Genomic DNA, 25,046 nt, shown 5'->3' on the forward strand with positions numbered 1-25,046 from the left:
AACGACGTGCACGAGCACCGCACAGCCGGACATCAGATCCTCAACCCCGCCACCGGCGAGGTCATCGCGACGATCGCGGCGACCACTACGGAGGAGGTCGACGCCGCGGTCGTACGGGCCGCGGCGGCCCAGCGCGGCTGGGCGGCCGCCGCCCCCGCCGACCGCGCACGGCTGCTGCGCCGCTTCGCCTCCGTGGTCGACGGGCACACCGAGGAACTGGCGGGACTGGAGGTCCGCGAGGCGGGCCACACGATCGGCAACGCCCGCTGGGAGGCCGGCAATGTCCGCGATCTCCTGGACTACTCCGCCGGGGGAGTGGAGCGGCTGAGCGGCCGGCAGATCCCGGTCGCCGGCGGCCTCGACATCACCCTCCTGGAACCGCTCGGCGTCGTCGGGGTGATCGCGCCCTGGAACTTCCCCATGCCGATCGCCGCCTGGGGCACCGCCCCTGCCCTCGCGGCCGGCAACGCGGTCATCCTCAAGCCCGCGGAGACCACCCCGCTCACCGCCCTCCGACTGGCCGAACTCGCCCTGGAGGCAGGGCTTCCCGAGCATCTCTTCCAGGTCCTGCCCGGCGCCGGCGAGGTGGCGGGCAACGCCCTGGTCGAGCACCCGGGCGTCGCCAAGATCGTGTTCACCGGATCCACCCTGGTCGGCAAGCGGATCATGGCGAAGAGCGCCGCGCTGGTGAAGCGCGTGACCCTCGAACTCGGCGGCAAGAGCCCCAACATCGTCTTCGCCGACTCCGATCTCGAACAGGCCGCCGCCACGGCGCCGATGGCCTTCCTCGACAACTCCGGCCAGGACTGCTGCGCCCGTACCCGCATCCTCGTCCAGCGGGAGGTCCACGACCGGTTCCTGGAACTGCTCGCCCCCGCCGTCGAGTCGGTCGTCGTCGGCGACCCGTCCGACGAGCGGACCCAGATGGGCCCGCTGATCTCGGCCGTCCAGCTGGAGCGCGTACGGTCCTACGTCCCCGAGGGCGCGAAGGGCATGCGCGGCGTCGCCCCCCGGGGCCCCGGCTTCTGGTTCCCGCCGACCGTCCTCACCGACGCCGCCGCCGACTCCCCGGCCGCCACCGAGGAGGTCTTCGGACCGGTCGCCGTCGTCCTGCCCTTCGACGACGAGGAGGACGCGGTCCGGCTCGCCAACGCCACCGACTACGGCCTCGCCGGATCGATCTGGACCCGCGACGTGGGCCGCGCCCTGCGGGTCTCGCGCGCCGTCGCCGCGGGCAATCTGTCCGTCAACTCCCACAGCAGCGTCCGCTACGGGACACCGTTCGGCGGCTACAAACAGTCCGGACTCGGCCGCGAACTGGGCCCCGACGCCCTCGCCGCCTTCACCGAAACCAAGAACGTCTTCATCAGCACGGAGGCCTGAGCGACCATGACCGCCCCCCTGACCGACCCCTTCGTCTGCCGCCGCCTGACCGGCCGCACCGCCGTCATCACCGGAGCCGGCAGCGGCATCGGCCTGGCCACCGCGCGCCGGCTCGCCTCCGAGGGCGCGCACGTCGTCTGCGGCGACATCGACGAGACCGCGGGCAAGGCCGCGGCCGAACAGGCCGGCGGCACCTTCGTACGGGTCGACGTCACCGACGCCGACGAGGTCGACGCGCTGTTCAGGACCGCGTACGAGACCTACGGCAGCGTCGACATCGCCTTCAACAACGCGGGTATCTCACCGCCCGACGACGACTCGATCCTCACCACCGGCCTCGAGGCGTGGCAGCGGGTCCAGGAGGTCAACCTCACCTCGGTCTACCTCTGCTGCAAGGCCGCCATCCCCTACATGCAGCGCCAGGGCCGGGGCTCGATCATCAACACCGCGTCCTTCGTGGCCAGGATGGGGGCGGCGACCTCGCAGATCTCGTACACCGCGTCCAAGGGCGGGGTGCTCGCGATGTCCCGCGAACTGGGGGTTCAGTTCGCCCGGGAGGGGATCCGGGTGAACGCGCTGTGCCCGGGGCCGGTCAACACCCCGCTGCTGCGGGAGCTGTTCGCCAAGGATCCGGAGCGGGCCGCGCGCCGGCTGGTGCACATCCCGGTGGGACGGTTCGCCGAGGCGGACGAGATCGCGGCGGCCGTCGCCTTCCTCGCGAGCGACGACTCGTCCTTCGTGAACGCATCGGACTTCCTGGTCGACGGCGGCATCTCGGGGGCGTACGTCACCCCCATGTAGGTGCATTGGCCTGCCCACTAGGGTGGCCTGATGAGCATGACAACACCGCCAGGCTGGTATCCCGATCCGGGCGCCCCGTCCACCGAACGCTGGTGGGACGGGACCGCCTGGACCGGGCACACCCGGGCGCCGGGCGGTCGCCGTCGGCGGCGCGGTCCGCTCGTGGTCGTCGCCGCCGGTGTCGTCCTCGCCGCGGCGACAGCCGCCGGAGTCGTCGTGCTCGGTGACGACGATCCCGGAACCCGGCCGCCGGCCCGGCAGAGCGGCGCGCCCCTGCCCTCCACGCCGGAGGACAGCGACAGCGCGACAGCCGTCCCGGAACCCAGCGAGGACCCGACCGTCCTCACCGATCAGCTGAACGGCATCACCCTGCCGATCCCGGACGGCTGGGAGCGGCCGGCCGGCGGCCTCGGCGGCGGCGTCACCATGTCGGTGGCGGACACCTACGAGTGCCCGGGCGACGCCGGGATGCGCTGCCACGCGGGCACGGTGACGACCCGTAGCGCCGGCGGGACCGACGCGGCCTCCGCCGAGGCGCTGGCCAAGGAGGACATCTCCCTCGCGGCCGACGCCGCGTACGAGGAGGACAGCGTCGGCAACAACTTCTACGGCGGCATCGAGTCCCACAAGGAGCTCAGGTCCGAGCCCGCCGTGGTCGCGGGCCGCACCGGCTATCTGGTGCGGTGGCAGGTCACCACGGGGGTCGGGCCCGGCGGCTATGTCCAGTCGCTGGTCTTTCCCTCGACCATCGGCACGGAGTCGCTGGTCATCGTGCGCTTCGCCTTCGACGCGGGCCCCGCGGGGCCGCCGGTCGGCGGGATGGACAAGATCACCAAGGGGATCCGTCCGATCGGCGACGTCTCGGGCGGCGTGGGCAGCTCCATCGGCCCCTGATCCTGATGGGCTCGACCCCGCTGGGCTCGACCCGGCGGGGCCAGGCCCTCAGAGGAACGTACGGCCCTCGCCCCGGTAGGTCGGTACGGACGCCACCACGCGGTCGCCCTCCACCAGCCGCAAGGTGTCGAAGCGCTCGCACATCTCACCGGCCTTGGCATGCCGGAACCACACCTTGTCGCCGATCAGCAGATCGTCGGCGGCCGAGCCCAGCAGCGGGGTCTGCACCTCGCCGGGGCCCTCCTGCCCGTCGTAGCGCAGCCCCTCCGGCAGATACGGAACGGGCAGCCGGTCCCGGCCCGCCGCCCCCGACGCCGGATAGCCACCCCCGAGCACCGTCACCACCCCGACGCCCGGCATGCGCACCACGGGCTGGGCGAACAGCGCCGCCGGTCGGCCCGTGAAGGACGTGTAGTTGTCGAACAGCCGCGGCATATACAGCCCCGAGCCCGCAGCGATCTCCGTCACCGCCTCCTCGGCGGCCGTGTGCTGCACGCTGCCCGTACCGCCGCCGTTGACGAACTCCAGCTCCGGCGCCACGGCCCGTACCGCCCGCACCACCGCCGCACGCCGCTCGGCCAGCTCCCGGCGGGCGGCGGACTGCATCAGCCGGATCGCCCGCGACCGCAGCGGCCGCCCGGCCAGGGCGTCCCCGACACCCGCCACATGGCCTTCGTACGCCATCAGTCCGACCAGCCGGAAGCCGGGGCGCCGGGCGACCGACCTGGCCAGCTCGGCCAGCTGGGCGGGCTCGCGCAACGGGGAGCGCAGGGCGCCGACCCGTACCCGCCCGCCGAACAGCCGCAAGGACGTGTCCAGTTCAAGACAGACCCGGATCTCCTCGCGGCCGCCGGCGCGCGACGCGTCGATGAGATCGAGCTGCGCCGGGTTGTCGGCCATCACGGTGACGGCGGCGGCGAGCTCGGGGTCGGCGGCGAGCTCCGCGTAGGCGGCGCGGTCCGCCGACGGATAGGCGAGGAGTACGTCGTCGAACCCGGCCCGCGCCAGCCACAGCGACTCCGCCAGCGTGAACGACATGATCCCCGCGAAGCCGTCGCGCGCCAGCACCCGCTCCAGCAGGGTCCGGCAGCGCACCGACTTGCTCGCCACCCGGACCGGTTTGCCCGCGGCCCGCCGGACGAGATCGTCGGCGTTGGCGTCGAACGCGTCGAGATCGACGAGGGCGAGCGGGGCGTCGAGATGAGCGGTGGCCCGGTCGTACCGGGCCCGGTCAGTGGCGCGCGGAGTCATGGCCCGAGCCTGCCAGACACGATTACCGCGCGGTAGGGGGGATGATCTGGGCAGATCCACCCGGGCCTCCGGTCTCGTTCCCGCCGGGCCCGCTCCAGCCCGTAGAGTGACCACACGCGGCGACGAACGGGCCTGTCCCGTACGGCGGATCGGCGTGCGATGGATCGGCGTGCGTGGATCGGTCTGTACAGGCGGGACAGGGGGACGGATGAGCACCGAAGCACGACGCGCTCCCGTACCGCCCCGCCCCACAACACCCCCTTCCGTGCCCGCCGCGACCGGGCCTGACGCCTCGGAGGACGCCTCGGCCGACCGGCCGGGAGACGCTTCGACGGCCGCCCCGCGGGCGACCGCGTCCCGCGGTGCCGAGCCCCCGCTTCCCTCGCCCGGACGCCCGCGGATACCTCCGCCACCGCCCGGCCCTCCGCCGGCCGCCGAGACCACCATGCGGCTGCGTCCTGTGCCGCCGGCGCCCGCCGTGCCGCCGGCACGATCCGCGGAGCCGTCGCCCGCCGAGACCACCACCCGGCTGCGGCCCGTGCCCCCGGGGCCCGTGCTGCCGCCCGCGCCCCCCGTACATCCGGCCGGTCCCCTACATCAGGCCGGCCCCGTACATCAGGCCGGCCCCGTACATCCGGCCGGTCCTGGACGCCCGGCGCCGGGGTACTCCTGGGGCGGGGTGCCTCCCGAGACCCCCGCCGAGACCACCACGCGGCTGCGGCCCGTGCCCGCCCGGCGTCCCGCCAGGACGGCCGCCGCCCTGGCCTGCGCCGTACTCGGACTCGGCCTGATCGGCGGCGCCGCCACCGGCAGCTGGCTGACCGGGAACTCGGCCGCCGAGCCCGCCGTCCGCGACGGATACACCACGGCACGCACCCTCTGGCACAGCGTTCCCGTCGACACACTCTTTCCGCGCACCCTCACAGGGGACGGCGCGGGGCCCGGCGGCGCGGACCGTCAATGGACCCGGATAGGCGTGGCGCCCGACAGCGGCTGCGCCGGCGCCCTCGACCCCCTGCTGCTGGGCACGCTGCGCCCGGTCGGCTGCGGGCGGGTACTGCGCGCGACGTACGCCGACGCCACCTCCAGCAGCGTCACCACGGTCGGGCTCGTCTTCACCCGGGGCGACGCCACCGGGATGGACGCCTTGCACACCCGCTTCCGGGACGAGAAGCTCGCAGAACGCGCCGATCTCATGCCCCGCACCTTCCCCGTCAAGGGCACGGTCGCCGCCGGATTCGGTGACGCCCAGCGCGCGAGCTGGACGGTGAACGTCCTCACCGAGGCGCCCGTCGTCGTGTACGCCGTCTCCGGCTTCGCCGACGGACGTACCGTCACCACTCCCCAGCCCGTCGGCAAGGCCACCGCCGCCCGGGCCACGACCGCACCCGCGCAGGCCGGCCTCGGCCATGACGCGAAGGGCGTGGCGGACCGTATCGAGCGAGGGCTGCGCACGACCATCAGCGCGCGCACGGTGGTGCCGTGATGACGTCGAGGGCCCCCATGAGCCCGAGTGCACCGAGCACGCCGAGGACCTCGCGGCGCGCTCACCGCGTCGCCGTCGCGCTCGCCGCCACGTCCTTCCTGCTCGTGCCCGCCACCCCCGCGCACGCCGACGCGATCCGTGCCCAGCAGTGGGCCCTCGAAGCCCTGCACACCGAACAGGCCTGGCGCACCGCCCAGGGCACGGGCGTCACGGTCGCGGTCCTCGACACCGGCGTCGACGACACCCATCCCGACCTCGCGGGCCAGGTGCTGCCCGGCAAGGACCTCATAGGCTTCGGCGCCGCCGGCGGCGACCGGGCCTGGGCCCGGCACGGCACGGCCATGGCCGGCATCATCGCGGGCCACGGCCACGGGTCCGACCGCTCCGAGGGAGTCCTCGGTATCGCGCCCGAGGCGAAGATCCTCCCCGTCCGGGTCATCCTCGAAGGCACCGACCCGGCCCGCTCCAAGGCCCGTACCTCCCGGGGCGGCGCCCTTGCCGAAGGCATCCGCTGGGCCGCCGACAACGGCGCCGACGTCATCAATCTCTCCCTCGGCGACGACAGCGAGTCGGCCCATCCGGAACCGGGCGAGGACGCGGCCGTCCAGTACGCCCTGGCCAAGGGCGCCGTCGTCGTCGCCTCGGCCGGCAATGGCGGCGAGAAGGGCGACCACATCTCCTACCCCGCGGCCTACCCCGGGGTGATCGCGGTGACGGCCGTCGACCGCTACGGCACGCACGCCGCCTTCTCCACCCGTCGCTGGTACGCCACCGTCAGCGCCCCCGGCGTCGATGTCGTCATCGCCGACCCCGACCGCGGCTACTACGAGGGCTGGGGGACCAGCGCCGCCGCCGCGTTCGTTTCCGGCGCCGTCGCCCTCGTACGCTCCGCCCATCCCGACCTGACCCCCGCGCAGATCAAGAAGCTCCTCGCGGACACCGCGCGCGACGCCCCGAAGGACGGCCACGACGACGCCAAGGGCTACGGCCTGGTCGACCCGGCCGCCGCGATCGAGGCAGGGGGGAAACTGCGCCGTACGGACGCGACGAGCGAAGCCGCCGGCTCGGGCTACGGCAAGAAGTACTTCGGCAGCGGTCCCGACGTCCCGCGCGAGGAGCCGGAACCGGCCGCCTGGCTCGCCCCGGCGGCGGGCGGGGCCGGCGCCCTGCTGCTGGCGGGCGCGGTGGCGCTGTGGCGCGGCGGCGTCAGACGATCCGGCGTACGGCGCTGACCGCGGCCTCCTCCACCCGCGCGATCCCCTCCTCCCGCGACGCATGCCCGTCGGACAGCACCGCGACCAGGCAGCCACGCGCCCGCCCCACCGAATGCACGACCCACAGCCCGCTCCCGTCTCTCGGTAGCCATCCGTTCTTCAGCGCCCAGCCGTCGCCCGCCGCGGACACGCCCCAGTCCTGCCCCGGCACCACCCGCCCCATCAGCCCCGCCAGATAGCGGCGCGCCCGCCCGTCCAGCGCGGAACGCGCGCCGAACACCGCCTTCAGCAGGGTCAGCTGATCGCGCGCGGTGGTCCGGGTCAGCCCCCAGGCGGGCGCCGCCGATGTATGGGTCATCCCCAGCCGCGCATGCGCCTCGTCCAGCCCCGCCACACCGCCTGCCGTGGCCCGCAGCGCGGTGGCGGCGTCGTTGTCGCTACGCTCGATCATGGCCGCCGAGAGTCGCTCCTCCTCGGCCGTCAGCCACCGTCCGGCGTCCCGCGCCCGCAGCAGCACCGCCGCCAGGACGGCGACCTTCACGACGCTGGCGGTGACATACGTCCGGTCCTCGCCGTACGCCACCTCGCGCCGGCCGGTCATGTCGCACGCCGCGACCGAGAGATCCACCCCACGACCGTACGTCCACGGCCCACGCCCTGTCCGAGCCCCGCCCCAGGGGCGGACGGCGCTCTGTACAGGACAGGCCCTAGGCTCGACCCGTGGCCCTCAAGAACATCCCCGACTCCGGCTTCTCCGACGACGACGGCACCGCCGATCCCGCGCTGACGGCGGCCCTCGCCGCCTGGGCCGAGGACCGGTCGGCCGAGCGGCAGGTCCTGGCGGCGCTGAAGGGCGCCCGGCTGCTGGTCCCCGTCGTCGCCGTCCTCGGCGAGACGGAGGAGGACGAGAGCGGTCTGCGCCGTGAGAAGACCAGCGACATGGCCGTGCCGACCCTCCGGGCCGGCGACCGGCGCGCGCTGCCCGCCTTCACGTCCGTCGCGGCGCTGGCCCGCTGGGATCCCGAGGCCCGCCCCGTCGCCGTACCGCTGCACCAGGCGCTCCAGGCGGCCGCTCACGAGCAGGCGGACACCGTCGTGCTCGACCTCGCTGGACCTGTCCCGTACCAGCTCACCGGGGCCGCTCTGCTCGCCGCCGCCGAGGGCCGCACCAGCACCGATCCGCTCGACGATCCCGCCGTCGTCGCGGCCGTACGGTCCGCCGTCGCGGCCGAGCCCGCGGTGCGCCGCGCCCATCTCGGCCCCGGCAGTGCGGACGGCACTCTCGCGCTCGTCCTGGCGCCGGACACGAGCCCCGCCGAGGCGGCCCGCAGGCTCGCCGGGTCGCTCGCGGCCGATGACGTACTGAGGGCCCGCCTGGTACGCGGACTCGACCTGGCCCTGCTGCCGGCCGGGACCATGCCGCCCGGCGAGCCCCTTTTCGTCCGCGAGTAAAAGAGCGGGTGACGCGGGTGACACGAAGGGAACGGCCGTGCGCCGCGGTCAGCCGTAGACCGGGCCCGTGTACTTCTCGCCAGGACCCTGCCCCGGCTCGTCCGGTACGACCGAAGCCTCTCGGAACGCCAGCTGTAGCGACTTCAGACCGTCGCGCAGCGGCGCCGCGTGGAAGGAACTGATCTCCGTCACGCTCGCGTCCAGCAGCCCGGCCAGCGCCTGGACCAGCTTGCGCGCCTCGTCCAGGTCCTTGTGGTCGTCGCCGTCCTCGGTCAGGCCGAGCTTCACGGCGGCCGCGCTCATCAGATTCACCGCGACCGTGACGATCACCTCGACGGCGGGGACTTCCGCGATGTCACGGGTCATGGAGTCGAAGTCGGGGGAGTCCTGGGGGGAGGTCGCGTCACTCATGCCCCACACGATAGGCCCCGGGTGGCTGGGGCCCGCTCCCGCCGTCGGTTAGCTCCTTCGGGCGGTAGCTGCTAACCTGGAGTGACGACCGGCTGGACATGAGCGTGTCCGGCCCACAAGTGGAGGCTCCGATCTCCCACCTGGCTGCCCTCTTTCGGGCGGCGGGTCACCGGTCAGGTGGTCCCCATCGTTCCGTACGGACGATGGAGCCGCCCGATGCGCCCCGTGGCACGTACACGGCGGTGCTCCGGTATTCGAGGAGCTCCTGCCTGTGTTCCGTCCGGGGCATTTTTCTTGTTCCGCCACGGTTGGTCTGAAAACAGACGTTACGCGGCTGTCTGCCAGACAGTCGTGTGGTGCTACCGAGGAGGATCCATCAGCGCCGAGCCCCGCATTAACGACCGGATTCGCGTTCCCGAGGTCCGACTCGTCGGCCCCAGCGGCGAGCAGGTCGGCATCGTGCCGCTTGCGAAGGCCCTGGAGCTGGCGCAGGAGTACGACCTTGACCTGGTCGAGGTCGCGGCGACCGCACGTCCGCCCGTGTGCAAGCTCATGGACTACGGGAAGTTCAAGTACGAGTCGGCCATGAAGGCCCGTGAAGCGCGCAAGAACCAGGCGCACACGGTCATCAAGGAGATGAAGCTCCGGCCGAAGATCGACCCGCACGACTATGACACCAAGAAGGGTCATGTCGTCCGGTTCCTCAAGCAGGGCGACAAGGTCAAGATCACGATCATGTTCCGTGGTCGTGAGCAGTCCCGCCCCGAACTCGGCTTCCGACTGCTCCAGCGTCTCGCTTCGGATGTCGAGGAGCTCGGCTTCATCGAGTCGAACCCGAAGCAGGACGGCCGGAACATGATCATGGTTCTTGGCCCGCACAAGAAGAAGACCGAAGCCATGGCCGAGGCCCGCGAGGCGCAGGCCGCCCGCAAGGCGGAGCGTCAGGGTTACGCGACCGAGGAGTCGGCGGACACCGAGGCTGAGGCTCCGGCCGAGGCCGCTGCCGAAGCCCCGGCCGAGGCATCTTCCGAAGCGTGATCCGAGGGGGTGCCAGCCAGGCACCCTCGGCTCCGGTCCGGAACCACACACCAGAGATCTGACGCTCCCGCGCGCCGGCCCCACCGCCGGCAGGGAGCGCCACTGACGAGGAGAGAACGGCGCTATGCCGAAGAACAAGACGCACAGCGGTGCCAGCAAGCGCTTCAAGATCACCGGCTCCGGCAAGGTGCTGCGCGAGCGGGCCGGCAAGCGCCACCTGCTCGAGCACAAGTCGTCCAAGCTGACGCGTCGCCTCACCGGCAACGCCGAGATGGCCCCGGGCGACGCCAAGAAGATCAAGAAGCTTCTCGGCAAGTGATGTCGGCGCCCCCGGTGACCGGGGGCACGGCATCAGGACCGGGACCATATTCGTTTCCGGGCCGTGTGAGTACAGACCACGGCCCCGCTACAAGGAGTTAACACGTGGCACGCGTCAAGCGGGCAGTCAACGCCCACAAGAAGCGCCGGGCAATCCTCGAGGCGGCCAGCGGTTACCGCGGCCAGCGCTCGCGCCTGTACCGGAAGGCGAAGGAGCAGGTCACCCACTCCCTCGTTTACAACTACAACGACCGCAAGAAGCGCAAGGGCGACTTCCGTCAGCTGTGGATCCAGCGGATCAACGCCGCTGCCCGCGCCAACGGCATCACCTACAACCGCTTCATCCAGGGTCTGAAGGCCGCCAACGTCGAGGTGGACCGCAAGATCCTCGCCGAGCTGGCCGTCAATGACGCGAACGCGTTCGCCGCGCTCGTCGAGGTCGCCCAGAAGGCCCTCCCCAGCGACGTCAACGCCCCGAAGGCCGCTGCCTGACCTCCGTCAGGACCGCATCCTTTCCCGCCGGACCCGCAGGCACCACGCCTGCGGGTCCGGTGCGTTCCGCCCCGCACCCGTCCGGCCCGTTCCCCGTCCGGCCCGTTCCCCCGCGCCCCGCACCCCGTCCCACCCGTTCCTCCCCGTACGAGAAGTGAGAGCCGCAGCCCATGGGCACCCCCGAGCTGATCTCCCCGCGCTCCCCGCGCGTCACGGCCGCGCGAAGGCTCGCCAAGCGTGCCTTCCGCGGCAAGGAACGCCGGTTCATCGCCGAGGGTCCGCAGGCCGTACGCGAAGCGGTGGCCCACCGCGGCCACGACGGGGAGCCCACGCTGATCGAGCTGTTCACCACCGCCGACGCCGCCGAGCGGTACGCCGGCATCGTCGACGCGGCCCGCGCCACCGGGGCCCGGGTGCACTTCGCGCCCGACGCGGTGCTCGCCGAGGTGTCCCAGACCGTCACCCCCCAGGGACTGCTGGGCGTCTGCCGCTTCCTCGACTCGCCGTTCGAGGACATCCTGCGGGCCCGCCCCCGGCTCGTCGCCGTCCTGGCGCATGTCCGCGACCCGGGGAACGCCGGTACGGTGCTGCGCTGCGCGGACGCCGCGGGCGCCGACGCCGTCGTCCTCACCGATGCCTCCGTCGACCTCTACAACCCCAAGTCGGTCCGGGCGTCGGTCGGTTCGCTCTTCCATCTGCCGGTCGCCGTCGGTGTCCCCGTCGAACAGGCCGTCCAGGGGCTCCAGGACGCGGGCGTCCGTATCCTCGCCGCCGACGGCGCGGGCGACAACGACCTGGACGACGAGCTGGACGCGGGCACCATGGGCGGTCCCACCGCCTGGATCTTCGGCAACGAGGCCTGGGGGCTGCCGGCCGAGACCCGCGCCCTCGCGGACGCCGTGGTGCGGGTGCCGATCCACGGAAAGGCCGAGAGTCTGAACCTCGCGACCGCCGCGGCCGTATGTCTCTACGCCTCGGCGCGCGCCCAGCGCGTCCGCGCTACGAGCTGAGGGGGTCCGCTCCGTCACGTTCAGCTAGTAGTGTTGCGCTTTCGGGGGCCCACTGAGCGACGCGGAAGAGGTGGGATACGGGGATGGCTGTCGGTACGAGCAGGCCCGCCGCGGTCCGGGGGTCCGGTTCTGCTGCCTCCGGTGAGTCCGGGATCGACCCCGACGACCTCCCCGACGGGCTGGTCGTCGCCGACGAGACCGGCCGGGTGATCTGCTTCAACGCGGCCGCCGTCCGTATCACCGCCGTACCGCTCTCCGACGCCCTCGGCCGGCCGCTCGACCTGGCGCTGCCGCTGGAGGACCTGAAGGGCCGCCGCTGGTGGACGCTGACCGATCCGTACGGCGGGCTCGCCACCCGGGTCGGCCAGCCCGAGCGCAATCTGCTGCTGCCCGGCGGCCGTGAGGTCCTGGTCTCCGCCCGTTATGTGCGCGCGTATCCGACCGGGCCCGTCAGCCGGCTGGTCATCTGCATCCGCGGCACCGAGGCGCGGCGCCGCACCGAGCGCAGCCACGCGGAGCTGATCGCCACCGTCGCCCATGAGCTGCGCTCCCCGCTGACCTCGGTGAAGGGGTTCACGGCGACGCTGCTCGCCAAGTGGGAGCGGTTCACCGACGACCAGAAGAAGCTGATGCTGGAGACGGTCGACGCCGACGCCAACCGTGTGACCCGGCTGATCGCCGAGCTGCTGGACATCTCCCGGATCGACTCGGGCCGGCTGGAGGTGCGCCGCCAGCCGGTCGACATCGCCACGGCCGTCGGCCGCCACATCCAGTCGCACACCGCCTCTGGGCAGTCGCCGGACCGGTTCCTCGTACGGATCCGGCGGCCGCTGCCCGATCTGTGGGCCGACCCCGACAAGATCGACCAGATCCTGAGCAACCTGCTGGAAAACGCGGTGCGCCACGGGGAGGGAACCGTCACCATTGAGGTGGCACCCGCCCCCGCCAAGAACGACGAGAAAGGAACGGCCGTCACCGTGTGCGACGAAGGTCCCGGCATCCCCGAGGAGTCGATGGGCCGTGTCTTCACCCGCTTCTGGCGGGGGAGCAAGCGCGGCGGGACCGGCCTCGGCCTCTATATCGTCAAGGGCATCGTCGAGGCGCACGGCGGGACGATCACCGTGGACCGCGGACCCGGCGGCGGCGCCCGGTTCCGGTTTATCCTGCCCGTCGGCGCTCCGGCCTATCTGACCTGAGCGGCCCGCGGGCTACTTCACCTCCGTACGACCTTTAGACTCGACCTTTGGCACCTTTGCGTCCTCGGTGATCGCACTGATCGTGAGTGACCGAAGTGATCGTGAGTGACCGAAGTGATCGAGCAGGGTCGTTTCGCCAGCCAATCGGAAGTACGGGAAGAGATGTCGGCACCCAACAAGTCGTACGACCCAGTCGAGGTCGAGGCGCTGAAACCGGAAGAGATCGAGCGGATGCGGGACGAGGCGCTCGCCGCCTTCGCCGCCGCCGGGGATCTCGACGCGCTCGTCCACGAGAAGACCGCGCACACCGGTGGCACCTCGCCGCTCGCCCTCGCCAACCGGGAGATCGGCGCGCTGCCGCCGCAGGCCAAGGCCGAGGCGGGCAAGCGCGTGGGCCAGGCCCGCGGCGCCGTCAGCAAGGCCCTCGCCGCCCGTCAGGCGGAGCTGGAGGCCGAGCGTGACGCCCGGGTGCTGGTCGAGGAGGCGGTGGATATCACGCTGCCGTACGACCGCGTCCCGGCCGGCGCCCGCCACCCGCTGACCACGTTCATGGAGCGGGTCGCGGATGTCTTCGTGGCCATGGGCTACGAGGTCGCGGAAGGCCCCGAGGCCGAGGCGGAGTGGTTCAACTTCGACGCGCTCAACTTCGTGCCCGACCACCCGGCACGCCAGATGCAGGACACCTTCTTCGTCCAGGGCCCGGCGGGGACCGAAGGCGACGAGTCCGGTGTCGTGCTCCGTACGCACACCTCGCCGGTACAGGCCCGCACCCTGATCGACCGCGAGCCGCCCGTCTATGTCGTCTGTCCCGGGCGGGTCTACCGCACCGACGAGCTGGACGCCACGCACACCCCGGTCTTCCACCAGATCGAGCTGCTCGCCGTCGACGAGGGCCTCACCATGGCCGACCTCAAGGGCACGCTCGACCACATGGTCCAGGCGCTCTTCGGCCCGGACATGACGACCCGGCTCCGCCCGAACTTCTTCCCCTTCACCGAGCCGTCCGCCGAGATGGACATGGTCTGCTACGTGTGCCGCGGCGCCTCGGTCGGCAACCCCGACCGGCCCTGCCGTACCTGCGGCAGCGAGGGCTGGATCGAGCTGGGCGGCTGCGGCATGGTCAACCCCAAGGTGCTCGTCGCCTGCGGCGTCGACCCCGAGAAGTACAGCGGATTCGCCTTCGGGTTCGGCATCGAACGGATGCTGATGTTCCGCCACAACGTCGAAGACATGCGAGACATGGTCGAGGGTGACGTCCGGTTCACCCGGCCGTTCGGGATGGAGATCTGATGCGCGTCCCGCTTTCCTGGCTGCGGGAGTACGTCGACCTGCCGGCGACGGAGACCGGCCGTGACGTCCAGGCCAAGCTCGTCTCCGCGGGTCTGGAGGTCGAGGCGGTCGAGCAGCTCGGCGCCGGCCTCAAGGGCCCCCTCGTCGTCGGCAAGGTACTCACCGTCGAGGAGCTGGAGGGCTTCAAGAAGCCCATCCGCTTCTGCACCGTCGACGTCGGCACGGCCAACGGCACCGGCGAGCCGCAGGAGGTCGTCTGCGGCGCGCGGAACTTCGTCGCGGGCGACAAGGTCGTCGTGGTCCTCCCCGGCGCGGTCCTCCCCGGCGGCTTCGCGATCTCCGCGCGCACGACGTACGGCAGGACCTCGCACGGCATGATCTGCTCCGGCGACGAGCTGGGCATGGGCGACGACGGCTCGGGCGGCATCATCGTGCTGCCGCCGGAGCACGAGGCCGGCACCGACGCCATCGAGCTGCTGGAACTGGTCGACGAGGTCCTCGACATCGCCGTCACGCCCGACCGCGGCTACTGCCTCTCGCTGCGCGGGGTCGCCCGCGAGACCGCCATCGCCTACGGCCTGCCGCTGCGCGACCCGGCCCTCCTCGACGTCCCCGCCCCGAATTCCTTCGGGTACCCGGTGAAGATCGCCGACCCGAGCGGCTGCGACCGCTTCACCGCCCGTACGGTCACCGGCCTCGACCCCGAGGCCCACAGCCCCATCTGGCTGCGGCGCCGGCTGCAGAAGGCCGGGATGCGGCCCATCTCGCTCGCTGTCGACATCACCAACTACGTGATGCTGGAGCTGGGCCAGCCGCTGCACGCCTACGACCGCTCCCGGCTGGAGGGGCCGATCGGCGTCCGCCGTGCCACGGCCGGCGAGAAGATCACCACGCTCGACGGTGCGAAGCGGGTCCTGGACGCCCAGGACCTGGTCATCACCGACGACCGCGGGCCCATCGGCCTCGCGGGCGTGATGGGCGGCGCGAACACCGAGATCGCCGATGTCACCACGCACCCCGGGACGGGGGAGGTGCACGGCACCACCGAGGTGGTCATCGAGGCCGCGCACTTCGACGCGATCTCCATCGCCCGTACCGCACGCCGCCACAAGCTGGCCTCCGAGGCGTCCAAGCGCTTCGAGCGCGGAGTCGACCCGCGGGCCGCGGCCGCCGCCGCGCAGCGGACCGTCGATCTGCTGGTGCTGCTCGCGGGCGGCTCCGCCGGGGCCGGCGTCACGGAGATCGTCGCGCCCTCCGCGCCGCGGACCATCACCATGCCCGCCGACCACCCCGACCGGGTCGCGGGTGTCGGTTACGGCCGGGAGACCGTCGTACGGCGGCTCCAGGAGATCGGCTGCGACGTCTCGGGAGTGGACGAGCTGGTCGTCACCGTGCCGTCCTGGCGGCCCGACCTCGACGCGCCCAACGACCTCGCCGAGGAGGTCATCCGTCTGGAGGGGTACGAGAACCTCCCCTCCACGCTGCCCACCCCGCCGTCCGGCCGCGGTCTCACCGAGCGGCAGCGGCTGCACCGCCGCGTCGGCCGCGCCCTGGCCGGCGCCGGCTATGTCGAGGCGCTGAACTACCCGTTCATCGGCGACGCCGTGCTCGACGCCTTCGGGCTGCCTGCCGACGACGCCCGCCGCCGTACGGTCACGCTCGTCAACCCGCTCTCCGACGAGGAGCCGGCGCTGCGCACCACGCTGCTGCCCGGCCTCCTCACGGCGCTGCGCCGCAACGACGGCCGTGGCTCGCACGATCTGGCGCTCTTCGAGACCGGCCTGGTCTTCCGGCCCACGGGCGACGAGACCGTGCCGGTACGGCTGCCTGTCGACCGGCGGCCCACCGACGAGGAGGTGGCCCGGCTCGACACCGCGCTGCCGCGCCAGCCGCGCCGCGCCGCGGTCGTCCTGGCCGGAGCGCGCGAGCAGGCCGGCTGGTGGGGCAAGGGCCGCCCGGCCGAGTGGGCGGACGCCGTCGAGGCGGCCCGTACCGTCGCCCGGGAGGCGGGCGTCGAGCTCGTCGTACGGGCCGGCCGGCACGAGCCGTGGCACCCCGGCCGCTGCGCGGCGCTGCTCGCCACGGTGAACGGCGAGGAGACGCTCGTCGGCCACGCGGGAGAGCTGCACCCGCGCGTCGTCAAGGCGCTCGGACTGCCGGACCGCACCTGCGCCATGGAGATCGAGCTCGACCTCCTGGAGCAGGCGGGCGCCGGCGCGCTCCAGGCCCCGCGGATCTCCACCTACCCGGTGGCCACCCAGGATGTCGCGCTGGTCGTCCCGCGCGATGTGCCGGCCGCCGAGGTGGAGCGGGCGCTGCACGAGGGCGCTGGTGAACTGCTGGAGTCCCTGCGGCTGTTCGACGTCTTCGCCGGTGAGCAGATCGGCGAGGGGCACAAGTCGCTCGCGTACGCGCTGCGCTTCCGCGCGGCGGACCGCACGCTGACGGTCGAGGAGGCCACGGCCGCGCGTGACGCCGCGATCGCCCTCGCCGCCGAGCGGACCGGAGCGGTCCTGCGCGGCGCATAGCGCATAAGAGCTGTCCGGTTATGTGAGCAGCGCGGTCGGACAGATGGTCGACCACTGAGGGGCGTGTCCGGATCTCCGGACGCGCCCCTCACTCGTTCGAGTGGCAAGTACGGGCGGGATACGCCAACTGACCCAAGTGATCGACACAATCGATCCGGCCATGGCGGTCATCGACACAATCGATCCGGCCACAACGGTCATCGACACCATCGATACGGCCATGACGGTCGACGTACGCCAGGCGGCCAGGCGGCCGAGAGGGGCCGACCGCATGATCCGTAGCAGGGCAGAGGAAGACGCGCCCGTGGACTCGCTGTCCTCGCGGTCCGTCGTCGAATTCGCGGTCCCGGGGACCTGGCTCACGCTGGTGGTCACCTGGGAGCTGACCTGCCCGCTGGCCGTGCACGACAGCGTGGCGGCGCGCATCGCGACCTGCGCGGCCTTCCTCCTGGTGGTGGCGTATCTGCTCGCCGGCGTACAGCGCGGTCCCATCCGGGAGCTGCGGCGCGTCCGCGCGGTGGCGCGGGCCGCCCAGGAGGCGCTGATCCGGCCGCTGCCGCCGCTGCTCGATGGGCTGACGCTTTCCGCTCGCCAGCTCTCCGCCTCCCGGGGCGCCGACATCGGCGGAGATCTGTACGAGGCGGTGGCCACCGAGCACGGCGTCCGTGTCGTCATCGGTGATGTGCGCGGCCACGGACTGCCCGCCGTCGGGGCGGTGGCCGCGGTCCTCGGCAGCTTCCGGGAGGCGGCCCATGACGAGGCCGGACTCGACGGCGTCCTGCGCAGGCTGGACCGGGCGCACCAGCGCCATCTGCGGCAGCGGGTGGGGGCGTCGGCGGACTGCCCCTCGGCGGAGGAGTTCGTCACCGTACTGCTGCTGGAGATCGGGGCCGACGCGGACGTACGGGCCCTCAACTGCGGCCATCCGTGGCCCTACCGGCTCGGCGAGGGCGCGGTGCCACTGGCCACCGGGGAGCCGCTGCCGCCGCTGGGCGCCTTTCCGCTGCCGGCCGACCTGCCGCCGCGCCGCTGCGGTCCGCTGCTGCCCGGCGAGGCCCTGTTCCTGCACACCGACGGGGCGACGGACGCCAGGGACTCCGCGGGACGGTTCTTCGGCCTGCGGGAAGCGCTCGTGGACGTCGTGTCCGGTACGCCGCTGCCGCCCGCGGCCGTGGTGCGGCAGGTGCACACGGCGCTGCTGCGGCACACCGGCGGGCGGATCACCGACGACATGGCGCTGCTGGTCCTGCGCAACGACCGCCCGCGGGTGGCGGCGCAGTGCGGCTGACCGGCGGCGCGCGCCGTACCTCCGGCCCCGGGCCCGCGCTGCACGCGTCGCCCGTCCCGCCGCGGAGTGTCGGGCAGGTCGACGGGACGGACGACGCGGTTGGGGGCCACCGCACTGTACGAGGGGGAGCCGGCGGCCCGGCCGCCTCTTTTGCGAGGCGCTTCAGTCAATCGGCCCGGCGGTCCCGGCGGGAGAGTGCACAAGGTGCGGATACGGGCATTCCGTTCACACCCCGTGCGTTTGCCGCTTTACTGGTCCTGGCGTGCCGAGCCACCGGAGGGGCACATGCAGCCCAACACCCTGCTCGATTCCCTGCTCGACGAGGCGGGGATCTCCCATGCCGGCCTCGCCGCGCGGGTCAACCAGGCGGGCCGGGCCAGGGGCCTTGCCCTGCGATACGAACACACCGCCGTGTCACGGTGGCTGAAGGGCCAGCGGCCGCGCGGCCAGGTGCCCGACCTGATCTGCGGGGTTTTGAGCGACCGGCTGCGCCGCTCGCTCACCCTGGACGACATCGGGCTCGGTGTGCCCGGGGAGCCGTTCGTGCCCGGCTGTACCCCGCTCTCCGGTTTCGTCGAGCGGGCCACCGCCCTGTGGCGCCACGACGAACAGCAGCGGCCGCACATAGTGGGCGCCCCCGCCCTCACCGGCACCCCGGCCGTCATGCCCGTCTGGGAGTGGGAGAACCCCCCGGAGGACTCCGATGTCTCGCGCGGTGGCCGCACCAGGGTCGGGCCCGCCGACATCGAGTTGCTCCGGGCGGCCAGGTCACACTACGAACTGATGTACCGGAGAACGGGCGGGGTCGCCACCCGCGCCCGGATCGTCGGCTTCCTCAACGCCGAGACCGCCCCGCTGCTGCGCGGCGGGTGCAGCGACGCCCTGGGCCGCCGGCTGCACCGCGCCACGGGCGGTCTGGTCGCGGTGGCCGGCATCTGCGCGTACGACTCCGACGCCCAGGGACTCGCCCAGCGCTACTTCCATCAGGCGCTGCGCCTGGCCAAGGCCAGCGGTGACCGGGGGCTCGGCGCCTATGTGATCGCGCTGCTGGTCAACCAGTCGCTGTTCATGGGGGAGTACCGCCTCGCCGTCGCCTTCGCCGAGGCGGCGCTGCGGACGGCCGGGCGCCGGATCACCCCGGCGCTCGCTGCGGATCTGTACGCGATGCAGGCCAAGTCGTACGCCCATCTCGGCGACGGCGGCGGCGCGCTCGGCTGTATCCGGCGCGCGGAGACGGAGGCGGAGCGCATCCGGCCCGGACGGGAGCCGGACGAGACGGGCTATGTCCAGCCCGGCCTGGTGAACGTACAAGTGGCGGAGGCGCTGCTCAGCCTCGGTGATCCGGCGGCCGCGCGGGTGCACGCCGCGGCGGCCGTCAACACCCCGGCGCACGACCGCGGCAGGGTCCACCGGCTCGCCATGCTCTGCCATATCGAGCTCCGGCAGGGCGAGCCCGACCGGGCCGCGGTGACGGCGCGGGAGATGGCCGAGCGGGCGAGGGGCATGGAGTCCCAGCGGCTGCGGGACCGGCTGCGGGCGGTGCGTGAGCAGCTGGTGGCCAGCGGATCCACCGTGGCCGGGGAAGCGGCCGATGTCATCGAGGGGGCGCTGCGCGTCCCCCTGTGAGGCTCCCGCCGAGTGAGGTGCTGCTGCGATATTGCCATCAACTTGTCGGAAGGTGGCAAAAACGTGCAGTGGACGAAGTTAAGCGAACAGATTGTGTATGAAAACCGCTGGCTCCGCGTCAATCTGGCGGATGTCGAACTCCCCGACGGCCGGCACCTGGACCACTACCTCATCCGGCTCCGCCCGGTCGCCGTCGCGACCGCGGTCAACGCCGCCAACGAGGTGCTGATGCTCTGGCGGCACCGCTTCATCACCGACAGCTGGGGCTGGGAGCTGGCCGCGGGCGTCGTCGAGGACGGCGAGGACATCGAGAGCGCGGCCGCGCGGGAGATGGAGGAGGAGACCGGGTGGCGCCCCGGCCCCCTCCGTCATCTGCTCACGGTCGAGCCGTCCAACGGTCTGACCGACGCCCGGCACCATCTCTACTGGGCGCAGGACGCCACGTACACCGGGCCCCCCGAGGACGACTTCGAGTCCTCGCGCCGTGAGTGGATCCCGCTCAAGCTGGTGCCCGACCTGGTCGCCCGGGGTGAGGTCCCGGCCGCCGGCATGGCGGCGGGGCTGCTGATGCTGCATCACCTACGGCTGGGCCAGGACACCCCGTAGGCGCTGTCCGTGCCGGGGGCGGGTCCGGTGCCATGGCCCTGCCCGCCGGTCCGGGCGCGTCAGGAGTACGGGTAGAAGCCCGCCCCCGACTTACGGCCAAGGCGGCCGGCGTCCACCATCCGCTGGAGCAGCGGGGGAGCGGCGTACAGCGGCTCCTTGAACTCCATGTACATCGAGTCGGCCACCGAGGCCACGGTGTCCAGGCCGATCAGGTCGGAGAGCTTGAGCGGGCCCATCGGATGGGCGCAGCCCAGCTCCATGCCGTTGTCGATGTCCTCGCGGCTCGCTATGCCCGACTCGAACATCCGGATCGCGGAGAGCAGATACGGGATGAGCAGGGCGTTCACCACGAAGCCCGAGCGGTCCTGAGCCCGGATCGCGTGCTTGCCGAGCACCTTCTCGACCACGGTCTCGGCCCGCCTGACCGTCTCGTCGGAGGTCGTCAGCGCGGGGATCAGCTCGACGAGCTGCTGCACGGGGGCCGGGTTGAAGAAGTGGATGCCGATGACCTGGTCGGGGCGGGAGGTCGCGACGGCCAGCTTGACCAGCGGAATGGAGGAGGTGTTGGAGGCCAGGATCGCGTCGGGGCGGGTCACCACCTGGTCGAGCACCTGGAAGATCTCCGTCTTGACCTGCTCGTTCTCCACGACGGCCTCGATGACCAGGTCGCGGTCGGCGAACTCCCCGAGGTCGGTGGTGAAGCTGAGCCGGCCGAGCGCCGCGTCGCGCTCCGCCTCGGTGATCTTGCCGCGCTCCGCGGCCTTCGACAGCGAATTGTGGAGGCGGGTACGGCCGATCTCCAGGGCCTCGCCGGTGGTCTCGGCGACCCTCACCTCCAGGCCGCTGCGTGCGGCGACCTCGGCGATGCCTGCGCCCATCTGGCCGCAGCCCACCACACCGACGCGGGTGATATCGGTCAGGGAGTCGGTCACTTCGTGCCTTTCGCTGGTCCGTTTCCCGGCAGGTCCCCCGTGTGGTTCCGGCGCCCGCCTGGGACAGGACGTTACTCCGCCAGGGTGACAGCACGTTACTCCGCTGGGGTGGTGCGCCACGGGGCCGGGGCGGGCATGCTCAGCGGGAACGGCGGACCGTGATCGTCCAGCGGTCCGCACGGACCGGACAAGGGACATCGCATGGGACAGATCGGCAGAAGAGCGTTCGTGGCGGCCGCGACGGGACTGGTGGCCTCGGTCCTGGCCTCGGGGGACGCGGTCGCCACGGAAGCGGTGGGGCGCCCTCACACTCCGCGCGCGCGGTTGCGGGGGATGTGGCTCGCGAGCGTCGCCAACCGTGACTGGCCTTCGGTACCGGGGCTGACGGCGGATCAGCAACGGGCCGAGCTGATCGGGCATCTGGACACGGCCGTGGCCCGCAAGCTGAACGCCGTCATCTTCCAGGTCAGACCGACCGCGGACGCCCTGTGGCCGTCGCCGTACGAGCCATGGGCCGAGTGTCTGACCGGCGTCCAGGGCAAGGACCCGGGCTGGGATCCGCTGGGCACGGCGGTGCGTGAGGCGCACGCGCGCGGTCTGGAGCTGCACGCCTGGTTCAACCCGTACCGCGTCGCGAACCACACCGACCCGTCGCGGCTGTCGGAGCGGCACCCCGCCAGGCTCCACCCGGACTGGATCCTTCCCTACGGCGGGAAGCTCTACTACAACCCGGGGCTGCCCGAGGTCAGAAGCTTTGTCCAGGACGCGATGCTGGACGCCGTCCGGCGCTACGACATCGACGCCGTGCACTGGGACGACTACTTCTATCCGTATCCGGTCGCGGGACAGGTCTTCGAGGACGACGAGACCTACGCGCGCTACGGCGCGGGCTTCCCGGACAAGGCGGCCTGGCGGCGGGACAACACCGACCGGCTGGTGCGGGAGATGTCCGCGAAGATCAAGAAGGTCAAGAAGCACGTGCGCTTCGGGATCAGCCCGTTCGGGGTGTGGCGCAACGTCGCCACCGATCCGCGCGGCTCCGACACCCAGGCCGGCGTGCAGACCTACGACCATCTGCACGCCGACACCCTCAAGTGGGTCCAGCAGGGCTGGATCGACTACATCGTCCCGCAGCTGTACTGGAACATCGGCTTCGCCGTGGCCGACTACGCGAAGCTGGTGCACTGGTGGGATGGGGTCGTACGGGGGACGGGCGTCGATCTGTACATCGGTGAGGCCCTCTACAAGGTGGCCGACCCGGCGCAGCCCGCCGCCTGGCAGGACCCGGCCGAACTGTCCCGGCATCTCACCCTGGCCAAGGAGTACGCGGGGGTGCGCGGCCACTGCTTCTTCTCGGCGAAGGAGGTCGGCGCGGACCCGATCGGGGCGATGACCAGGGTGGTGGCGGACCACTACGGCACCCGGGCGCGGCTGCGGGGGTGAGTCACGCGGGCTCGCCCCGCAGAAGCCTTCAGGCGCTGGACCGCTGAGTGACCGCGATACAGACCAGCACGGCCACGGCCGCCACCGGAGCGGCCGGCGTGAGGTGCTCGCCCAGCAGGAGCACGGACCAGACGAGGGTCAGCACCGGCTGGGCGAGCTGGAGCTGACTCGCCCTGGCGATACCGATGGACGCCATGCCGCGGTACCAGACGTACAGGCCGAAGAAGGTCGAGCCCGCCGCGACCCAGAGGAGCCCGATCATCCCGTGGGCCGTCAGCCGCACCGGTTCGAAGGGCAGGGCCAGCGCCGCGCCCGCCACCGAGAGCGGCAGGCACCCGATCAGCGCCCAGCCGATCACCTGCCAGCCGGGCATCACCCGGGCCAGCCTGCCGCCCTCCGTATAGCCCGCCGCGCACACCAGCAGCGCGCCGAAGAGATACAGATCGCCGGCGGAGAGCGCCCCGCCGCTCTGCTGCACCGCGAAAGCGATCACCACGGCCGCGCCGGCGAGCGCGGCGCACCAGAAGGTACGGGAGGGCCGGCGGCCCGTACGGACGGCGGCGAACGCGGCCGTGGTGAGCGGCAGCAGCCCGACCACCACGGCCGCGTGCGAGGTGGTGGAGGTCTCCAGGGCCAGCGTCGTCAGCAGCGGGAAGCCCACCACGACCCCGCCGCCGACCACCGCGAGCCCGCCCCAGTGCCGGCGGTCGGGGACCGGGACGCGCAGCGTCAGCAGAAAGCACCCCGCGATGAGCGCGGCGAGCCCGCTCCGTACGGCGACCAGGGACCAGGGGCCGAAGCTCTCCAGGCCCCACACGGTGGAGGGGAAGGTGAGCGAGAAGGCGACGACGCCCAGCGAGGCGAGCAGGGTGCCGCCGCCGGCGCCGCTGACCGCTATCGCAGGGGTGGGAGTAGCGCTATCCTGTACTGTCATGCACGAGCGTAGCAGTGTGGCAGAGCTGGCGAATTCCCTGAAGAGTGAGCTGCACCGCTACTCACCCGGTGAGAAACTGCCATCGAGCAGGGCGCTGGTCGAGCGCTACCGGGTCTCCCCGGTGACCGTCTCCCGCGCGCTCGCCCGGCTCGCCTCCGAGGGTCTTGTCGTCACCCGCCCCGGCGCGGGAGCCTTCCGCGCGGCCGCCAGGGCCGGGACGCCGCCGTCCGGTGACACCTCCTGGCAGGAGGTCACCCTCAGCGCCGACGCCGCCACCGAGCTCGTACCGCGCGCCGTCGACGCCTCCGGGGTCCTGGTCACCCTCGCCGCCCCGCCGCCCGGCGTCATCGAGTTCAACGGCGGCTATCTGCACCCCTCGCTCCAGCCGGAACAGGCGATGGCCGCCGCCCTGGCACGGGCCGGCCGCCGGCCGGGCGCCTGGGGCCGGCCACCCACCGACGGACTCCCCGAACTGCGCGAATGGTTCGCCCGGGGCATCGCCGACACCTGCACGGCCGCGGAAGTCCTGGTCACGGCCGGCGGCCAGAGCGCGCTGACCACCGCGCTGCGGGCACTCGCGCCGCCCGGTGCGCCCGTCCTCGTCGAATCACCCACCTATCCGGGGATGCTGGCCATTGCCCGCGCCGCCGGACTGCGGCCGGTGCCGGTGCCGGTGGACCCCGACGGCGTACGCCCCGACCTGCTCGCCGCCGCCTTCCGGGCCACCGGAGCCCGGGTCTTCGTCTGCCAGCCGCTCTTCCAGAACCCCACCGGCGCCGTACTGTCCCCGGCCCGCAGGCCCGAGGTGCTGTGGATCGCCCGGCAGGCCGGCGCCTTTGTCGTCGAGGACGACTTCGCGCGGCGGATGGTGCACGCGGACGCGGGCCCGCTGCCCGCGCCGCTCGCCGCCGACGACCCGGACGGCGTCGTCGTCCATGTCTGCTCCCTCACCAAGGCCACCTCACCGAGCCTGCGGGTCGGGGTGCTCGCGGCGCGCGGCCCGGTGCTCGAACGGCTGCGCGCCATCCATGTCGTCGACACCTTCTTCGTGCCGCGCCCGCTCCAGGAAGCGGCCCTGGAGCTGGTGGGATCCGCCGCCTGGAACCGCCATCTGCGCTCCGTCTCCACCGAGCTGAAGACCCGCAGGGACACCCTGACCGGCGCGCTGCGCACCGCCTTGCCCGAGCTGGCGCTCCCGCACATCCCGTCCGGCGGCTACCACCTCTGGACCCGCCTCCCGGACGGCACCGACGAACAGGCCGTCGTCTCCGCCGCCCTGCGCGCCGGCGTGGCGGTCGCCCCCGGCCGCCCGTATTTCAGCGCCGAACCGCCGGCCGCCCAGCTGCGGCTGAGCTTCGCGGCGGTAGCGGGCCCGGCCGAGATCACCGAAGGCGTACGGCGGTTGCGCACCGCCTGCGACGAGGCGCTCGGCTGAACACCCGGCGGCTGCGGC

At 72.6% G+C, this 25,046-nt stretch carries 23 protein-coding genes; 18 read left to right on the top strand and 5 right to left on the bottom strand.

Features of this window, described 5'->3' with window-relative positions; all coding sequences use genetic code 11:
- The first annotated feature begins 6 nt into the window (after positions 1-6).
- The 3 genes from ACZ6MZ_RS23065 to ACZ6MZ_RS23075 are packed head-to-tail and all read left to right on the top strand — an operon-like array spanning position 7 to position 3,078.
- Positions 7-1,383 (top strand): aldehyde dehydrogenase family protein, encoded by a 1,377-nt coding sequence (locus tag ACZ6MZ_RS23065; protein ID WP_469353945.1) that lies wholly within the window; start codon positions 7-9, stop codon positions 1,381-1,383.
- A 6-nt stretch (positions 1,384-1,389) separates the two neighbouring features.
- The gene (locus ACZ6MZ_RS23070) at positions 1,390-2,184 is read left to right on the top strand and encodes a 3-oxoacyl-ACP reductase (RefSeq protein WP_384330026.1); all 795 of its coding nucleotides are present in this window, start codon (positions 1,390-1,392) and stop codon (positions 2,182-2,184) included.
- Positions 2,185-2,214: 30 nt separating this feature from the next.
- The gene (locus ACZ6MZ_RS23075) at positions 2,215-3,078 is read left to right on the top strand and encodes a DUF2510 domain-containing protein (protein WP_469353946.1); all 864 of its coding nucleotides are present in this window, start codon (positions 2,215-2,217) and stop codon (positions 3,076-3,078) included.
- Between the two features lie 48 nt (positions 3,079-3,126).
- On the opposite strand, the gene ACZ6MZ_RS23080 is transcribed toward ACZ6MZ_RS23075, so the two are convergent.
- Positions 3,127-4,329 carry an amino acid deaminase/aldolase gene (locus tag ACZ6MZ_RS23080; protein WP_469353948.1) on the bottom strand — a complete coding sequence of 401 codons (1,203 nt, stop codon included), beginning with the start codon at positions 4,327-4,329 and terminating at the stop codon, positions 3,127-3,129.
- A gap of 679 nt (positions 4,330-5,008) precedes the next feature.
- On the opposite strand from ACZ6MZ_RS23080, the gene ACZ6MZ_RS23085 reads away from it, so the two are divergent.
- Both ACZ6MZ_RS23085 and mycP read left to right on the top strand, forming a co-directional pair.
- The gene (locus tag ACZ6MZ_RS23085) at positions 5,009-5,815 is read left to right on the top strand and encodes a hypothetical protein (protein WP_469353950.1); all 807 of its coding nucleotides are present in this window, start codon (positions 5,009-5,011) and stop codon (positions 5,813-5,815) included.
- A gap of 17 nt (positions 5,816-5,832) precedes the next feature.
- Complete coding sequence (mycP, locus tag ACZ6MZ_RS23090; RefSeq protein ID WP_469353952.1) at positions 5,833-7,047, top strand: type VII secretion-associated serine protease mycosin; 1,215 nt, start codon at positions 5,833-5,835, stop codon at positions 7,045-7,047.
- On the opposite strand, the gene ACZ6MZ_RS23095 is transcribed toward mycP, so the two are convergent.
- Positions 7,022-7,657 (bottom strand): serine hydrolase, encoded by a 636-nt coding sequence (locus ACZ6MZ_RS23095; protein WP_469353954.1) that lies wholly within the window; start codon positions 7,655-7,657, stop codon positions 7,022-7,024. The genes mycP and ACZ6MZ_RS23095 overlap by 26 nt on opposite strands.
- A gap of 92 nt (positions 7,658-7,749) precedes the next feature.
- On the opposite strand from ACZ6MZ_RS23095, the gene ACZ6MZ_RS23100 reads away from it, so the two are divergent.
- On the top strand, positions 7,750-8,481 hold the full coding sequence (locus ACZ6MZ_RS23100; RefSeq protein ID WP_469353956.1) for an SseB family protein: 732 nt from the start codon (positions 7,750-7,752) through the stop codon (positions 8,479-8,481).
- Between the two features lie 48 nt (positions 8,482-8,529).
- Here the strand turns inward: ACZ6MZ_RS23100 and ACZ6MZ_RS23105 are convergent, their stop codons facing one another.
- Positions 8,530-8,892 carry a DUF1844 domain-containing protein gene (locus tag ACZ6MZ_RS23105; RefSeq protein WP_384185402.1) on the bottom strand — a complete coding sequence of 121 codons (363 nt, stop codon included), beginning with the start codon at positions 8,890-8,892 and terminating at the stop codon, positions 8,530-8,532.
- Between the two features lie 351 nt (positions 8,893-9,243).
- Here ACZ6MZ_RS23105 and infC point away from each other — a divergent pair, with 351 nt between their 5' ends.
- The 10 genes from infC to ACZ6MZ_RS23155 all read left to right on the top strand — a co-directional run bounded on the left by infC (position 9,244) and on the right by ACZ6MZ_RS23155 (position 20,284).
- A complete protein-coding gene (gene infC / locus ACZ6MZ_RS23110; protein ID WP_384185404.1) occupies positions 9,244-9,930 on the top strand; it encodes a translation initiation factor IF-3 in 687 nt (228 codons plus the stop codon).
- Between the two features lie 124 nt (positions 9,931-10,054).
- A complete protein-coding gene (rpmI, locus tag ACZ6MZ_RS23115) occupies positions 10,055-10,249 on the top strand; it encodes a 50S ribosomal protein L35 (RefSeq protein WP_046504486.1) in 195 nt (64 codons plus the stop codon).
- Positions 10,250-10,353: 104 nt separating this feature from the next.
- A complete protein-coding gene (rplT, locus tag ACZ6MZ_RS23120) occupies positions 10,354-10,740 on the top strand; it encodes a 50S ribosomal protein L20 (protein ID WP_114626556.1) in 387 nt (128 codons plus the stop codon).
- 170 nt (positions 10,741-10,910) lie between these two features.
- Positions 10,911-11,750, top strand: a complete 840-nt coding sequence (locus ACZ6MZ_RS23125; protein ID WP_384185408.1) for a TrmH family RNA methyltransferase — start codon at positions 10,911-10,913, stop codon at positions 11,748-11,750.
- Positions 11,751-11,833: 83 nt separating this feature from the next.
- Complete coding sequence (locus tag ACZ6MZ_RS23130; protein ID WP_469353959.1) at positions 11,834-12,946, top strand: sensor histidine kinase; 1,113 nt, start codon at positions 11,834-11,836, stop codon at positions 12,944-12,946.
- Between the two features lie 162 nt (positions 12,947-13,108).
- On the top strand, positions 13,109-14,236 hold the full coding sequence (gene pheS, locus ACZ6MZ_RS23135) for a phenylalanine--tRNA ligase subunit alpha (protein ID WP_469353961.1): 1,128 nt from the start codon (positions 13,109-13,111) through the stop codon (positions 14,234-14,236).
- Positions 14,236-16,764: a phenylalanine--tRNA ligase subunit beta gene (gene pheT / locus ACZ6MZ_RS23140; protein ID WP_469353963.1), complete on the top strand. Its 2,529-nt coding sequence runs from the start codon at positions 14,236-14,238 to the stop codon at positions 16,762-16,764. Before pheS ends, pheT begins: the two co-directional genes overlap by 1 nt.
- 271 nt (positions 16,765-17,035) lie before the next feature.
- On the top strand, positions 17,036-18,052 hold the full coding sequence (locus ACZ6MZ_RS23145) for a PP2C family protein-serine/threonine phosphatase (RefSeq protein WP_469354089.1): 1,017 nt from the start codon (positions 17,036-17,038) through the stop codon (positions 18,050-18,052).
- A gap of 285 nt (positions 18,053-18,337) precedes the next feature.
- Entirely contained in the window at positions 18,338-19,678 is a 1,341-nt protein-coding gene (locus tag ACZ6MZ_RS23150) for a transcriptional regulator (RefSeq protein ID WP_469353965.1), read from the top strand.
- A gap of 63 nt (positions 19,679-19,741) precedes the next feature.
- The gene (locus ACZ6MZ_RS23155) at positions 19,742-20,284 is read left to right on the top strand and encodes an NUDIX hydrolase (RefSeq protein WP_469353967.1); all 543 of its coding nucleotides are present in this window, start codon (positions 19,742-19,744) and stop codon (positions 20,282-20,284) included.
- A gap of 59 nt (positions 20,285-20,343) precedes the next feature.
- On the opposite strand, the gene ACZ6MZ_RS23160 is transcribed toward ACZ6MZ_RS23155, so the two are convergent.
- Positions 20,344-21,204, bottom strand: a complete 861-nt coding sequence (locus tag ACZ6MZ_RS23160; protein ID WP_384185594.1) for a 3-hydroxybutyryl-CoA dehydrogenase — start codon at positions 21,202-21,204, stop codon at positions 20,344-20,346.
- Between the two features lie 213 nt (positions 21,205-21,417).
- Between ACZ6MZ_RS23160 and ACZ6MZ_RS23165 the strand changes: the two genes are divergently transcribed.
- Complete coding sequence (locus ACZ6MZ_RS23165; RefSeq protein WP_469353969.1) at positions 21,418-22,659, top strand: glycoside hydrolase family 10-like protein; 1,242 nt, start codon at positions 21,418-21,420, stop codon at positions 22,657-22,659.
- A 28-nt stretch (positions 22,660-22,687) separates the two neighbouring features.
- Here the strand turns inward: ACZ6MZ_RS23165 and ACZ6MZ_RS23170 are convergent, their stop codons facing one another.
- Positions 22,688-23,593, bottom strand: coding sequence for a DMT family transporter (locus ACZ6MZ_RS23170; protein ID WP_469353971.1), 906 nt, complete (start codon positions 23,591-23,593; stop codon positions 22,688-22,690).
- On the opposite strand from ACZ6MZ_RS23170, the gene ACZ6MZ_RS23175 reads away from it, so the two are divergent.
- The gene (locus tag ACZ6MZ_RS23175; protein WP_469353973.1) at positions 23,592-25,028 is read left to right on the top strand and encodes an aminotransferase-like domain-containing protein; all 1,437 of its coding nucleotides are present in this window, start codon (positions 23,592-23,594) and stop codon (positions 25,026-25,028) included. The two genes, ACZ6MZ_RS23170 and ACZ6MZ_RS23175, sit on opposite strands and share 2 nt — an antisense overlap.
- The last annotated feature ends 18 nt before the right edge of the window (positions 25,029-25,046 follow it).

It is taken from the genome of Streptomyces sp. NPDC042201 (assembly GCF_055582185.1).